This is a genomic window from Novosphingobium sp. HNCC26BN242 (genome assembly GCF_057180525.1).
This window is the reverse complement of record NZ_JBXUGM010000001.1, coordinates 68,989-82,905: the sequence shown is the minus strand read 5'-3', so window position 1 is coordinate 82,905 and position 13,917 is coordinate 68,989. Positions and strand designations below refer to the sequence as shown.

The 13,917-nt window shown below is 62.4% G+C and carries 13 protein-coding genes and 1 tRNA gene; 7 read left to right on the top strand and 7 right to left on the bottom strand.

What is annotated here, in order from left to right:
• Positions 1-323: 323 nt before the first annotated feature.
• The gene (tig, locus tag AC2A1F_RS00430; RefSeq protein WP_484206815.1) at positions 324-1,898 is read right to left on the bottom strand and encodes a trigger factor; all 1,575 of its coding nucleotides are present in this window, start codon (positions 1,896-1,898) and stop codon (positions 324-326) included.
• 74 nt (positions 1,899-1,972) lie between these two features.
• Positions 1,973-2,057 (bottom strand) — tRNA-Leu (locus AC2A1F_RS00425).
• Between the two features lie 142 nt (positions 2,058-2,199).
• Here AC2A1F_RS00425 and AC2A1F_RS00420 point away from each other — a divergent pair.
• The 3 genes from AC2A1F_RS00420 to AC2A1F_RS00410 all read left to right on the top strand — a co-directional run bounded on the left by AC2A1F_RS00420 (position 2,200) and on the right by AC2A1F_RS00410 (position 3,487).
• Complete coding sequence (locus AC2A1F_RS00420) at positions 2,200-2,382, top strand: hypothetical protein (RefSeq protein ID WP_484206814.1); 183 nt, start codon at positions 2,200-2,202, stop codon at positions 2,380-2,382.
• 88 nt (positions 2,383-2,470) lie between these two features.
• Positions 2,471-3,034 carry a DUF1993 domain-containing protein gene (locus tag AC2A1F_RS00415; protein ID WP_484206813.1) on the top strand — a complete coding sequence of 188 codons (564 nt, stop codon included), beginning with the start codon at positions 2,471-2,473 and terminating at the stop codon, positions 3,032-3,034.
• 78 nt (positions 3,035-3,112) lie between these two features.
• Positions 3,113-3,487, top strand: coding sequence for a hypothetical protein (locus AC2A1F_RS00410; RefSeq protein ID WP_484206812.1), 375 nt, complete (start codon positions 3,113-3,115; stop codon positions 3,485-3,487).
• A 20-nt stretch (positions 3,488-3,507) separates the two neighbouring features.
• On the opposite strand, the gene AC2A1F_RS00405 is transcribed toward AC2A1F_RS00410, so the two are convergent.
• Both AC2A1F_RS00405 and sppA read right to left on the bottom strand, forming a co-directional pair.
• A complete protein-coding gene (locus AC2A1F_RS00405; RefSeq protein ID WP_484206811.1) occupies positions 3,508-4,149 on the bottom strand; it encodes a hypothetical protein in 642 nt (213 codons plus the stop codon).
• A 75-nt stretch (positions 4,150-4,224) separates the two neighbouring features.
• Positions 4,225-6,108, bottom strand: a complete 1,884-nt coding sequence (gene sppA / locus AC2A1F_RS00400) for a signal peptide peptidase SppA (RefSeq protein ID WP_484206810.1) — start codon at positions 6,106-6,108, stop codon at positions 4,225-4,227.
• A gap of 87 nt (positions 6,109-6,195) precedes the next feature.
• Between sppA and AC2A1F_RS00395 the strand changes: the two genes are divergently transcribed.
• Entirely contained in the window at positions 6,196-7,221 is a 1,026-nt protein-coding gene (locus AC2A1F_RS00395; RefSeq protein ID WP_484206809.1) for an aspartate carbamoyltransferase catalytic subunit, read from the top strand.
• Positions 7,218-8,447 carry a dihydroorotase gene (locus AC2A1F_RS00390; RefSeq protein WP_484206808.1) on the top strand — a complete coding sequence of 410 codons (1,230 nt, stop codon included), beginning with the start codon at positions 7,218-7,220 and terminating at the stop codon, positions 8,445-8,447. The genes AC2A1F_RS00395 and AC2A1F_RS00390 overlap by 4 nt, the downstream gene beginning before the upstream one ends.
• Positions 8,448-8,519: 72 nt before the next feature.
• Here the strand turns inward: AC2A1F_RS00390 and AC2A1F_RS00385 are convergent, their stop codons facing one another.
• Genes AC2A1F_RS00385 through AC2A1F_RS00375 form a run of 3 tightly spaced genes read right to left on the bottom strand, consistent with a single transcriptional unit; the run spans position 8,520 to position 11,151 of the window.
• The gene (locus tag AC2A1F_RS00385) at positions 8,520-9,836 is read right to left on the bottom strand and encodes an SPOR domain-containing protein (RefSeq protein WP_484206807.1); all 1,317 of its coding nucleotides are present in this window, start codon (positions 9,834-9,836) and stop codon (positions 8,520-8,522) included.
• 15 nt (positions 9,837-9,851) lie between these two features.
• Positions 9,852-10,373 (bottom strand): hypothetical protein, encoded by a 522-nt coding sequence (locus AC2A1F_RS00380; protein WP_484206806.1) that lies wholly within the window; start codon positions 10,371-10,373, stop codon positions 9,852-9,854.
• Positions 10,374-10,422: 49 nt separating this feature from the next.
• On the bottom strand, positions 10,423-11,151 hold the full coding sequence (locus AC2A1F_RS00375; protein ID WP_484208132.1) for an AAA family ATPase: 729 nt from the start codon (positions 11,149-11,151) through the stop codon (positions 10,423-10,425).
• Positions 11,152-11,431: 280 nt separating this feature from the next.
• On the opposite strand from AC2A1F_RS00375, the gene AC2A1F_RS00370 reads away from it, so the two are divergent.
• Both AC2A1F_RS00370 and AC2A1F_RS00365 read left to right on the top strand, forming a co-directional pair.
• Positions 11,432-12,574 carry an SPOR domain-containing protein gene (locus tag AC2A1F_RS00370; RefSeq protein ID WP_484206805.1) on the top strand — a complete coding sequence of 381 codons (1,143 nt, stop codon included), beginning with the start codon at positions 11,432-11,434 and terminating at the stop codon, positions 12,572-12,574.
• A 4-nt stretch (positions 12,575-12,578) separates the two neighbouring features.
• A complete protein-coding gene (locus tag AC2A1F_RS00365) occupies positions 12,579-13,829 on the top strand; it encodes a DUF418 domain-containing protein (protein WP_484206804.1) in 1,251 nt (416 codons plus the stop codon).
• Positions 13,830-13,917 lie beyond the last annotated feature (88 nt).

The following is a 13,917-nucleotide window of genomic DNA, read 5'->3' as shown; positions in this document are numbered from 1 at the left end:
ACCATGTTGTGCGCTGCTGATTTCATGGCTGTGTGCATGCGAAACATGCTTGCGGCCCACAGACCACGCATGGTCGGTTTCATGACGCCTTCTCCCGATTGTCAATCAGCATCACGCCGTTCCGTGATGATAGCGCTATCGTAACTCGGCAAGCTCCGGTGTCAAGCGGTTCGCATCAAGCCCGGCTGGCCCTGCCCTTTTGGCCACTACCCTGCGTGACGGTGGCAGCAGGTTATCCCCAACGCACAACGGCCCGGCGTGCCTAAGCGCGCCGGGCCGTCCGATATCCAGCCCCGTCGGGCCGGATCAATCTGGTGCGAAGATCAGCCTTCGGTCTTCTTCTTGGCCGGAGCCTTCTTCTTGGGAGCAGGCGCAGCCTCTTCAGCCGCTGCTTCGGCAGCAGGCGCGTCTTCGGCAGCAGCCTTCTTCTTGGCCGGAGCCTTTTTCTTCGGTGCTTCCTCGGCAGCGGCGGGAGCGTCTTCGGCCGACGCATCCTCGATCACTTCCTTCGAAGCTTTCTTCTTTGGCGCAGCCTTCTTGGCCGCAGGCTTGGCTTCGGTGGCAGCGCCATCCTCAGCCTCGATCGCGGCCTGCAGTTCTTCCTTGGTCACTTCACGTTCCGTGACTTCGGCCTTGTCGAACAGGAAATCGACAACCTTGTCTTCATAGAGCGGCGCGCGCAGCTGGGCAGCAGCAAGCGGTTCGGACCGCACGTATTCGACGAAGCGCTGGCGGTCCTGTTCGCGGTACTGCTGCGCCGCCTGCCGGATCAGCATTTCCATTTCCTGGCCCGAAACCTGCACGCCATTGGCCTGGCCGATTTCCGACAGGAGCAGGCCGAGGCGTACGCGGCGTTCAGCGATCTTGCGGTAATCGTCCTTTTCGGCTTCGATTTCCTTCAGCGCGTCTTCCGGGTTCTCTTCGTTCTGGGCTTCCTGCTGAAGCTGGGCCCATATCTGTTCGAATTCGGCTTCGACCATCGACGGCGGCACGGCAAAGTCATGGCCCGCAGCCAGCTGATCGAGCAGCGCGCGCTTCATCTGGGTGCGGGTCAGGCCTGCCGTTTCCTGCTCAAGCTGGCCGCGCAGCAGCGTCTGCAGCTGCTCAAGGCTTTCAAGGCCGAGCATCTTGGCGAATTCGTCGTTGGCTTCGAATTCACCAGCAACCTTCACCGCTTTCACGGTGATGTCGAAGGTGGCGTCCTTGCCCTTCAGGTTTTCGGCCGGATAATCTTCCGGGAAGGTCACGGTGATGACCTTTTCGTCACCCACCTTCACGCCGACCAGCTGCTCTTCAAAGCCGGGGATGAAGCGGCCAGCGCCCAGTTCCAGCGGAGTGTCTTCGGCTGCGCCGCCTTCGAAGGCAACGCCATCGACCTTGCCAAGGAAGTCGATGATGACCTGGTCGCCATCCTTGGCTTCGGCGCCTTCAGGAGCGTCGGTGAAGGACTTCTGGCCGTTGCCGATACGCTCAACCGCTTCGGCCACTTCGGCGTCGGTCACGGGAACAACCAGCTTTTCCAGCTTCAGGCCATCGAGCGAGGGCACTTCGACCTGCGGCAGCACTTCCAGCTCAACCGTCAGTTGCGCGTCCTTGCCCTCGTCATAGCCATCGGCCATCGAGACGGCTGGCTGCATGGCAGGGCGCAGCTTGTTGTCGATGACAAGCTTGTCCATCGCTTCGCGGATCGAGGTCTGCAGCGCTTCCTGATGGATCTGGGCGCCGTGCATCTTGCGCACGAGGTTGGCGGGCACCTTGCCGGGGCGGAAGCCGGGCATTTTGATCTGCGGCGCGATCTTTTTGACCTCACCATCAACCTTGGCGGCAATGTCCGCCGCAGGGATGGTGACGGTGTAGGCGCGCTTCAGGCCCTCGTTGGTGGTTTCGACGATCTGCATCCTGATCCAACTTCCATGTCTGTCTCGCGCCTGCGTAGCGCGGAAAAAGCTGACTCGGACGCCGGCGCGCGGACTGGTGCGGGCGAAGGGACTCGAACCCCCACATCTTGCGATGGCAGGACCTAAACCTGCTGCGTCTACCAGTTCCGCCACGCCCGCATCCGGCGAAAAGCGAGCGGTGCCCCTATCGCAGTGGCTGGAAAAGGGCAAGCGCCTTGGATTTGGGGAGTGAAAGGAACGGTGGAACTGGTTCCGATAGCGGCGAGTTGTGGAAGGAACACTGCTTTAGAGGAGCTGCATGATGGCCACGACCCCCGATTTTCCGTCTCCCGACCGACTCGAGCCGCAATCCCCACCGGAAAGTCCTCCCGTTACCGAGCCGGACGGCGTACCCCCGGTGATCCAGCCTGACGAGATGCCGGTGCTGGAACCGGACCGGGTGCAACCGGGTGCGCCAGATGAGGTGCCGACCGCGCCGGATTGATTCGGAGATCAGAGCATGGGTTGTTCGTCATTGACTTGGCAGAGCAACAACGCTCTCAACCGCAAATATCTCAAGCGGATTGACAGTCATGACACCCCATGCCCTTCTTGCGCCGACCTACCTCCAGATGCTCAGGGCCTTGTCGCAGTGGCTGGACAAGGCAGTGGCGCAGCGGTCCGATGCCGCTGATGATCTCATGTCAGCAAGGCTGGCGACCGATATGTTCCCGCTGGCAACGCAAGTGCGATTTGCTTGTGTGCAAGCGCAGGAAGGCATGTACCGACTGGCAGGCAAGGACTTCCCGCCATCCATCGAAGCCCTGCTGAACGACGGCCGCGCAGCGGGGGACAACCCCGGCACGGTTGCACAGGCGAAGGATCGCATTGCCGAGACGCTGGCTGTCGTGGAGGCGATGATGGAACCTGCTGCGGCGGCCGACGATGCCAGCCCGATCGCCCACGCCCTGCCGATGGGCCTGATCTTCGACTTTACCACGGAGCAATACGCGCGCGATTGGGCGCTGGCGCAGTTCTATTTCCACGTGATGACGGCTTATGCGATCCTGCGCCATCATGGCGTCGCGCTTGGCAAGGGCGATTATGTCGCCCACCTATTCCCTTACGCCCGGCCGGGGACCGTGCCTGGGCAGTAATTGGCGACCCTTGGCCGCGTTGACCAAGGCCGTCGCTCAAAGCATACTTTGCGCACGCCTGCCGCGAAGGAGTGCGCCATGCCCCACGCGTTTGATGCCGTATTCGCCGACCTCCGCTCAATCATGATGGAGCAAGCAAACGGCATGGTGGCCACACTCGACGCCCCAGGCCATCTGGCGATGAAAACGCCGTGGAACGAACCGGGCAAAAAGGAGCCTGCGTGGTTCGGGATGGTGCAGATCAAGAAGGCCTACGTCTCGTACCACCTGATGCCGCTCTACGCGCTGCCCGCCCTGCTGGACGGCGCATCGCCCGAATTGCGCAAGCGGATGCAGGGCAAGAGTTGCTTCAATTTCAAGAAGGCGGAAGCCGACCTCTTCGCCGACCTCGCTACCCTCACCCGCCGCTGCGCCGAGGCTTATGCCGAGCCTGTAGGGGCGGCGGGGTGTTGAGTATGAGCGGTTCAGAGCTTCTACGTAAAAGAGCAGGTAAGATAGTCGCCCCAAAGCCTTTTGCAGCTAACGAGATCGCCACCAAACAACTTTGTAATTGAATCTGGCGCCCGAAATTTCCCAGTCTCAGGATCGAAACCGTTAGCTAGCAGCATTTCCCCAGTCGGATCGTAAATGATCGCTGACCAGTTATCGAGCATACCGGCGGGTTCAAATGCAACCCTAATCGGCGGCCCAATATCAACCGAATAGGTCACTCCGGCATCATCCTCTGCGTACCATTCGGCTCGCCGGGCAGTGCGCGCTTTGGCAATGATTCGTGCATATTCATTTTGGTTGAAGGCAAGTCGGCTCAAGTCACCAATAAATCCGCCAGCAAAGAGTGACGGCCAAGCTATCAGCAAAGCCAGTGAGCACATCATCGGACCTATCAAAACGTAAAACGCGGCCATTGCCTTGCGGTCTTGGCTCTTTGCCTGCCTTACCCCGCGCACCAACCAAACAATTGTCGTTATCGCCAAAGCGATTAGCAACGTTGGCAAGCCAATGAGAAACAGAAGAAAGCCTACTCCGGGAAAATAGGCGTTGATCAGCCCAATCAGAAACGGCGCAAAAGCAAGACAAGCGAAAGCCGAGATCGCTTTTGCTAGAAAGGGCTTCATAAAGATGAGCCTGCCAGACACCTTATAAGTAGACAATCGCGTTGTGTGGGCACACCGACTTGGCCAAAAATCGCCCTACCCCAACAACCGCATCAGCAAACCGAGCACCCCAACCCGCGTCTGCCCATCCTGTGCAGAAACCGCCGCGCGATCCTCCCCCGCACACTCCAGACAGTAAGCCTTGATTCCCCCGTCCGTGGTCAGCCGCACCAGATCCGCCTCCAGCCTTGCCAACAAACCCTGCTGACGCGCTGCCAGCGCACCTGCCAAATCATGCGACCGGCCAGCCGGAGCCTCGCCGGTTTCCATCTGGCGGAAGAACTGGGCGAAGGGGCTGGGTTCGTCTACCACATAGGCCGCGTGGAATATGTCAGCCTTGGCCTGTTTGGCGACCCATGCCACGGCCTGATCCAGACCGCCGAATTCATCGACAAGGCCAAGCTGGCGGGCGGTGCCTCCGTCCCAGATGCGGCCTTGGGCGATCTTGTCGATATCGGCGGGAGATTTGCCGCGTGATTTGCTCACCAGCCCGAGGAAGCGGCCGTAGATGCGTTCCACTTGCCCCTGCAGCACGGCGGACACTTGCGGGCTGAGGCCGCCGAGGATGTCGGGCTGGCCGGACATCGGCGTGGTGCGGATCGCATCGGTGGTGACGCCGATTTGCGGCAGCGCTTTTTCGAAGCTGGGCAGCACGGCGAAGACGCCGATCGAGCCGGTGATCGTGCTGGGTTCGGCAAAGATGCGCTGGGCGGGGGTGGAGACCCAGTAGCCCCCGCTGGCGGCAAGGCTGCCCATCGAGACGGCGACGGGCAGGCCCTTGGCCTTCACCCGCTCCACCGCCTTGCGGATGCGTTCGGACGCCATGACCGAGCCGCCCGGCGAATCGACACGCAGGACCATACCGGCGTAATCGTCGCTTTGCGTCACGCCATCAATCAGAGCGGCGATGCGATCTCCTCCGGCTGTGCCCGGCCCCACATCACCGTCCACGATCTCGCCTGCCACGGTGACCACGGCAATGGCCTTGCCCGCCTTGGATGGCGTTTTATCGGCCAGATAGATGGCAAGGTCGGTGGACTTGAAGCTGCCAAGGCCCGCGTCGGCATCGGTATCAGCGCCAACCAGTTCGGCCACGCGCTTGCCGAAGTCCACGCCATCACCCACACGGTCAACCAACCCGGATTTCACCGCAGCCTGCGCGGCATCGCCGCCGCTGTCGGCCACCCACTTCTCGGGATCGGTCAGCATGGGGGCAAGGTTGGCCTTGGGGCGGGCCTTCTTCACCTCGTCCTGCCAGTTCTGCCACACCGCGCCATAGACGCCCTGCATCGCTTCACGTGCTTCGGGCGACATATCGGTACGCAGGAAGGGCTCGACCGCGCTTTTATAGGTGCCCACCTTGAACACGTGGACGGTGGCTTTCAGCTTGTCGATCAGGCCCTTGTAGAACAGCAGAGAACCGCCAGGACCGGTGACGACAACGCCACCCATCGGATCGACCCAGACTTCGCTGGCGTGCGCGGCCAGTTGCATCGCATCGTCAGTGTAGATCAGCGAGCGGACCAGCACCGGCTTCTTGGCCGCGCGCACTTTGTCCATTGCTGCGCCGATCTGGCTGAGGTGGACCATCGATCCGCCGCCGAACGCCTCCAGATCAAGGACAACCGCCTTGATCCGCTTGTCGGTGGCGGCTTCGGAAATGGCGCGGGACAAATCGCGGGCGGGATATTCTGCCACCGGTGTATTGCCGGAAAGAAACGCGGCGGGAGAAATCTCGCTGGCTTCTTCCACCACAAAGCCGGTCAGCGGCAGATAAAGCGCGCCGTCATTCACTTGTCCCGGAGCCGGGCGGATCGACAGCACCGCGTATAGCGCGGCGAAGAACAGCAGCAGGAACAGCAGGACGAGACCGTCCTTGATGGCGACGAGGATCTTCCAGACCGATTTTGCAAAGCTCATGGTTGCGACTCTATTGTGGACGACCCGGCAAAGCCAGCGGGAAACCGCTTGAGCGCAGGGCACCTGCCCTCTAGGGAACTGGTTTCAATGCAAAGCCCAAACCTTCCCCAAGCAGGCCGCTATCCAGCGGGCGGCCTTGCCTTTCCGCACCGTGACCTGACCGGCATAGGTCAGCTTGCGCGCCACGAAATCCTCTATCTGCTCGATGAGGCGGAGCAATGGGTAGAGCTGAACCGGCAGCCGAAGAAAAAGGTCGATATGCTGGGCGGGCTGACGATCATCAACGCCTTCTTCGAAAACTCCACGCGCACACTGCTTTCGTTTGAAATTGCAGGGAAACGGCTGGGCGCGGACGTGGTGAACATGCATGCCGCCACCAGCAGCGTGAAGAAGGGTGAAACGCTGATCGACACGGCAATGACGCTGAACGCGATGCGGGCCGATGCCATCGTGATCCGCCATGCCAGCTCTGGCGCGGTGCGGCTGATCGCCGAGAAGGTGGACTGTCCGGTGCTGAATGCGGGCGACGGGCAGCATGAGCATCCGACGCAGGCATTGCTGGATGCGCTGACGATGCGGCACGCGCTGGGCCTGCCTGTCGGCGCGGACCTCAACGGCCTGAAAGTGACGATCTGCGGGGACATTCTGCACAGCCGTGTGGCGCGCTCAAACATCCTGTGCCTGACGGCGCTCGGCGCAGACGTACGTGTTTGCGCGCCGCCTGCGCTGATGCCTGCCGAGGTGGAGGCAATGGGCGTAACGCCGTTCTTCGATTTCGATGCGGCGCTGAAAGGCGCGAACGTGGTGATGATGCTGCGGCTGCAGCAGGAGCGGATGTCGGGGCAGTTCATCCCTTCCCCGCGCGAATATCGGCATCTTTATGGCCTTACGCCCGAACGGCTGGCCAAGGCGGAACCCGATGCCTTCGTCATGCATCCGGGACCGATGAACCGGGGGATCGAGATTGATTCGACCGTGGCCGATCATCCAACGCGCAGCCTGATTACGCGGCAGGTGGAGATGGGCGTGGCGATTCGCATGGCCTGTTTGGAAGTGCTGACGCGCCGGGTGCGCGGCTTGCCGGGTTGGGAAGCCGAAGGGACAGCAGCATGATCGCGCGGCCTCTGACGATTATCGGTGGCAAGCTGGTGCTGGGTTCCGGCGAGCCGGTTCCCGGAGCCTTGCGTTGCGAGGGCGGGCGGATCGTGGCGCGGGGTGATGTCACCCCGCAGGATGGCGACGACGTGTTCGACGCTGGCGGCAGGCTGATCGCGCCGGGGCTGGTGGACCTTGGCGTGTTCGCCATCGACAAGCCTGCGTTCCACTTTGGCGGGATCACGCGCGCGGCGCTGATGCCGGATCAGGGGCCGACGCTCGATCACCCGGCGCGAGTGCGCTTTGCCGCGCAATCGGGAAAACCCGACATGTGGGTCCACCCGCTGGCCGCCGCCACGCGCGGGCTGGATGGCAGCGAATTGGCCGAATTGGCGCTGATGCGCGATGCGGGGGCCAAAGCGGTGGCCACCGGTCGCGGGTGGATCAGCGATTCGGGCGTGATGCTGCGATTGCTGCGCTATTGCGCGATGCTGGGGCTGGTGGTGGTGACCCACGCCGAGGATGCGGGCGTTACCGGCAGCGCTGTGGCAACCGCGGGCGATGTGGCAACACGGCTTGGCCTGCCCAGCGCGCCTGCTGAGGCTGAGGCGCTGGCAGTTGCGCGTGACATTGCACTGGCTGAGCTTTCCGGCGCACACGTGCATTTCCGGCAGGTGACGACCGCGCGCGCGCTCGATCTGGTGCGGGCGGCCAAGGCGCGGGGCGTGCGGGTGACGGCGGGGGTTACGCCTGCGCACTTCATGCTCTCGGACCTTGAACTCGTTGGTTTCCGTACATTCTGCCGCCTCTCCCCGCCCCTGCGGCAGGAAGCGGACCGGCAGGCCGTGGTCGCGGCCATTGCCGACGGCACGATCGATGTCATCTCATCAGGCCACGATCCGCGCGGGCCGGAGGATAAGCGCCTGCCCTTTGCCGATGCGGAACCCGGCATGGCCGGTGCCGAAACGCTGCTGCCCTTAACGCTCACGCTGGTGCGCGATGGTGTGATCGGCACGGGCCGCGCGTTCGAGCTGCTGGCTGCCAACCCCGCCCGGCTGCTGGGGGTTGAGGCTGGACGGCTGGAGGTGGGAGCAGAGGCCGACATCGCCGTGGTCGATCCGGCGCGTCCGTGGATCGTCAATTCCGACAAGATGGCAGCCGCTGCTGGCAATACCCCGTTCGACCGCCGCCCGGTGGAAGGCCGAGTCACCGCGCTGTTCAAGGGCGGCAACCGGGTTACCTGACTTCCCGAAATGGATAGGGCGTGGAACCGGATGGTCCCACGCCCTGCGTCGCTCTCAACCAAGATGGAAAGTTCAGCGCTTGGCCATACGCGTTTCAACAGCGCGCTGCTGGTCAGGGGCGGTGCCGCGCATCACAAGGCAGTTGCCGCCGCGCGCCTTGACCGAGCCGCACACGGAGTTTGCCGAAGCATACCCGGCAAAGCCTGCGGCCTTGACCCGCCAGTACTGCTTGCCATTGACGGTGGCCTGCGTGGTCACGTTGGTAAAGCCCTTCAGCGCGGGATTGCGCGAGGTGTAGTGCCGCCAGGCACGGCGTGCGCCCTCAGCGGTCGCAAACGAACCAAGCTGGATCATGTGCGTGCCGCCTTTGGCCACGATCAGCGGTTTCACGGCGGGCCTGCCAGCGCGTGCCAGCAGCTTCGGCTGCCGCTGCGCCTCTACGCGCAAGGGAACTACTGGCTCGGCCAAAGCCGGTGGCTGATCGATCAGCGCAAGTTGCTCTGCCTTGGGTTGCGAGGATGAATCGGCCAGCGCCGGTGCCGGTGCATCGGATTGATCAACGGCAGGCAGTTCATGCACAGCGGCTTCCGCCAGCGCGGGCGCTGCCGCCGCAACCGGCTGCACGCGTGCTGCTGCTTCGGCAGAAAGCTGCTCAGTGCCCGGAAAATTCTTGAGCGCAAGCGCCGCAGGCTGCCCCTTGTCGCCGCGCAAGGGCACATCAAGCAGGCTGGCAATGCGATGGCGGCTATTGTCGGTATAACTCATCAAAGCCCATTGTTCCATGCGGTCTCCGAGTTGCTCAACCGGGACATCTTGCGCTGCCATGGTCCGCGCTTCACGCCAGCGGCCCAGCATCGCATAAGCAAGCGCCAGATTCTGCCGGGTTTTGGGCGTATTGTCGCCCCGGCGCAGCGCATCACTCAGAACTGCAACGCCTTGTGCGGGTTGCCCGGCCAGAGCAAGGGCAAGGCCGTAATCCGAAGGTGCCACAGTATCGCGATAGGAATTGAGCGTATCAACCGCTTCGGCGTAGCGCCCAAGCGCAAGGTCGGCGAGCGCAAGGCTGAGCGCGGTGCGGCTGCTGTCCTCACCCAGTTCCATCGATTCATCATAAGCTTGCCGCGCGGATTCAAACCGGCCAGCCTTCAGATAGGCATTGCCAAGCAGCACGCGGTAGGCCGGGTTGCGCGGGTCGGCCAGCACCGCCTTTTCGGCATTGCTGACCGCTGTATCTACACTGCCCTGTGCCAAAGCCGCCTGCGCCGTAGAGGCAAGCTTGGCATGCTGCACCCCGGCAGCACCGCAACCGGTAAGCAACCCGGCTGCCAGCGCAGTGGATACGATCAACCGCGATGAGCGCAGCGGGAAGAAGGCGGAAAGGTGTGTCATGCGCAATGGTCCTGATCAGTTCCCGCTGCCCACACGGCGGGCCAGCGCGTCGACTTCCGGTATGTCTGCAAGAAAGCGGTCAAGCGCTTCGGTAACCACCGCTTGGGCGCTGCGATCAGTCAGCGTAGAGGCAAGGCGCAAGCGCAAATGGCGGTAACTGTCCAACCGCAGCGTGAACGCGGCCTTGCGGCCTTCGGCCAGCGCCGATCGCACTTCCTTGCCACCTTTCATCCGGCGTGAGGCCAGCGGCGCGTCTTCGAATGGCGCAATAGCGTCGGCCAAAGCCTCCTGCTGCTGCACGACAACGGGCTTTTCACTCTGCTCGAACGGCGGCTCGAAAGCGGGCTCGCCCAGATCGTTCCAGCCCAGATCATCAAGATCCAGAACCGCTGCTGGAGCCGCCTGCCCGCTACCAACAAGCAATGTACGCTGATCATCGTTATCCAGCGCCAGTTGCGGGCGCATGGCTGGCCGAGCGCCGCCCTTGCGCGCCAAAAGGCCTGACGATAGCGATGCGAATGGCTTTACTGCGCTCATCACAGGCGCCTCCCATTGACCGATTGGCCTGTCACAGGCTGCCCCATGATCAAGAGCCGACCACGCGGCGGCCAAAGCCGCCCATCGGGCGTGGCACGCCGGCCATCGGCATGGCGGCGGCCTGCTGCTGCGGCACGGCAAAAACGGTGCGGCGGAAGTTCTTTTCCAGCCGTTCGGAAATGTAGGTCCATAGCGCCGTGACTTCAGCCGCTGACCTGCCGTTGGGGTCCACTTCCATCACCGTACGGCCATCGATCATCGATGCGGCAAAATCAGTGCGATGGTGCAGGGTAACAGGCGCAACGGTGCCATGCTGGGACAGAGCCACAGCAGCTTCGGCCGTAATGCGGGCCTTGGGTGTGGCGGCATTGACCACGAAGATGAGCGGCTTGCCAGCGCGGTCGCAAAGATCGACTGTAGCCCCCACTGCGCGCAGATCATGAGGACTCGGCCGCGTTGGTACCACGATCAGTTCGGCAACCGAAATGACCGACTGGATCGCCATCGTGATGGCAGGCGGCGTATCGATCACGGCCAGCTTGAACCCTTGCTGGCGCAGAATCACCAGGTCTGTAGCCAGACGCGACACTGTGGTTTGCGCAAAAGCTGGAAATTCGGCTTCACGCTCGTTCCACCAATCGGAAAGCGAGCCTTGCGGATCGATATCGATCAGAACCACCGGGCCAGCGCCCGCCCGCTGTGCCTGAACAGCGAGATGACCGGACAACGTGGTTTTGCCCGAGCCGCCTTTTTGCGATGCCAATGCCAGTACGCGCAAAACCAAATCCCCTGAAAAACGCAATCTCGTGATAAGGGGTTTGGCAGACGTGCCTGAAATTTTGGTTAACACCCCAACTTGTCCGATGTGGTGCCACCCGGGTAAAGGTGCAGACGAGCGGACGAAGTTGCGCTAAGACTTCGCTAACGCCTTGTTGACTATATTCCCGCGAAATCGTTCCGCGCTTGCAGAGCACTGATGGCATACCATGCCAGTTTGGCAGCGCCTTCTGGACAGCGGCAAACGAATTACTGGCTAAATCATGACGGGCATTTGAAAGATGGGTGATTTGAAGCAAGCCACGACGACCGCAATGGCTTTCGGACTATCGCTTTCGGCGCTGGTTCTGGCGATGCCGGTCCATGCAGATGTCAAAGCTGGTGTCGACGCTTGGTCACGCGGGGAACATGAGGCGGCGGTCAAGGAATGGCTTGGTCCTGCAGCCAATGGCGATGCCGATGCGCAGTTCAACATGGGTCAGGCCTACAAGCTGGGCAAAGGTGTGCCGCAAGACCTGAAGCGCGCAGAAGCGTGGTATCGCAAGGCGGCCGCCCAAGGACACATCAAGGCTTCGGACACTCTGGGACTGCTGCTGTTTCAGGATAACCGCAAAACCGATGCCCTGCCCTTTTTGCAAGCATCGGCCGAGCGGGGTGAGCCGCGCGCCATGTATATTCTGGGTATTGCCCACTTCAATGGCGATGTGGTGGGGAAGGATTGGGTCCGCGCCTATGCACTGATGAGCCGGTCGGCATCCACCGGGCTGGATCAGGCCAAGCGCGGCCTTGCCACGATGGACGGGATGATCCCGCTTGAACAGCGCCAGATGGGCGTCTCGCTGGCATCAGAACTTGAACAGAAAGCGCAAGCCCGGCGGACCGAGCAGTATGCAGCGGCAGACCTTGGTGTCAAAGCTGCCCCTACGGCTCCGATCCGTGCGACGGCATCGGGTGGGGCGCTTGAAAGAGCCGAGATGCCCCCATCGGTGATCACGGCAGGAGCGGATTTTGCCAATCCTGTCACCCTACCCAAGCCGAACCGCGCAGCAGCGCCTGCGGCGTCTGCACCGGTAACACAGCCCAAGACCCTGCCCGTGGTGCCAAAGCCTGCACCGCCCAAACCACAAGTCGCTGCAGTGCCAGTCAAGGTCGCAGCACCTGCTACCGCTCCTGCACCCATGGCAACACCGGGCCGTGGCAACTGGCGCGTCCAGTTGGGGGCATTCGGGGTAAAAGCCAATGCCGATGGCCTGTGGAACAAGATCAAGGGACGACCGGAAATTGCCGGACACAGCCGGATCGACCTTCCATCTGGCGGTGTCACTCGCTTGCTGGCAGGCGGCTATGGCAATCAGGCCGAGGCTGAAAAGGCTTGTGGCGCGCTCAAGTCTGGCGGATTCACCTGTCTGGTGGTAAAGCCCTGATGGCTTGGCCGAAGATTTAAACCCGCAACGCTCCCATAACCGGATTGAAGCGCTGGATTTCCTGCGCGGCTTTGCCGTGCTGGGCATTCTGGCGGTCAATATCACCGGCTTCTGGGGGCCTTCGCTGGCCGTGTTTTCCCCGGCCCTGCCCTATCCCGAAGCCGGAGCCGACGGCTGGTTTGCCCTGTCGTTCGTGCTGTTCGAAGGCAAGATGCGCGCGCTGTTCACGCTGCTGTTCGGGGCCAGCATGGTGCTGTTTGCTAAGGCGGCGGAGCAGCAGGGTACTGATCCCGGCGTGGCGCAGGTGCGCCGTCTGCTGTGGCTGATGCTGTTCGGCTATCTTCATTTCGCGCTACTGTGGTGGGGCGATATTCTGTTTGCCTATGCGCTCTGCGGGCTGGTTGCGCTGCTGTTTCTGCATCAGTCGCCCCGACGTTTGCTGGCGATGGCAGTGCCGTTTTATGTGCTGGCACAAGGCCTCGAAGCCATGCTCGATCTGCCCGGCGTCTTCACCGAACAGGCCGTGCTGGCAGGGACCGCTCCGGCTGCAGACATGGCCGAACAGGCCACGATGATGGACCGCATCGCCGCATCGGCCGCGCAGGACAATACCGTGCTGAACGCCGGATTCGCTGAAGCGATCCGCCTGCGCCTTACGCAGTCTGCGCTGCAACCGCTGACCAGCGCGATCTCCAACGTCACAGAAACGCTGCCGTTGATGCTGATCGGCATGGCGCTGTTGCGGATCGGCATGTTTTCGCAATGGACGAAGCGCAGCCTTGGGCTGGTCGCCCTATCGGGAATTGGCATTGGCCTTGTTCCCACTGCGCTGGCTCTGCATTGGCTGATGGCCCGCAGCTGGCCCCCGCGGGCAATGTTTGCCGCAATCGAGCATGGCATGGCAATGCCGCATCTGTTGATGGCAGTCGGTTATGCTGCGGCTGTCGTACTGGCGTTTCCCTACATGCAGGCAACCGCCATAGGCATGCGGCTGACGGCAGCCGGGCGCTGTGCCTTTACCAACTATATCGGCACGACGGTGCTGATGGGCGCAATTTTCAGCGGTTGGGGCGTTGGCCTGGGTACTGGGGGACCGGGGCCTGAATTGCCAAGAGCATGGCTGCCTGCGTTTGTTGTGCTGGGTTGGGTCGCGATGCTTGTCTGGCCACGCTGGTGGCTGGCGCGATACCGGCAAGGGCCGCTCGAAGCGCTTTGGCGCGGGCTCGCTCTCCCGCGCGTTAACCTTGTTTCGTAACCTGCGAGCATGGCCCCGTCCCGGCGCGGGACGCCGCCGGATCGGGACTCGTAAGGCCCTGCGTTAATGCCTATTCCTTAAGGCGAAA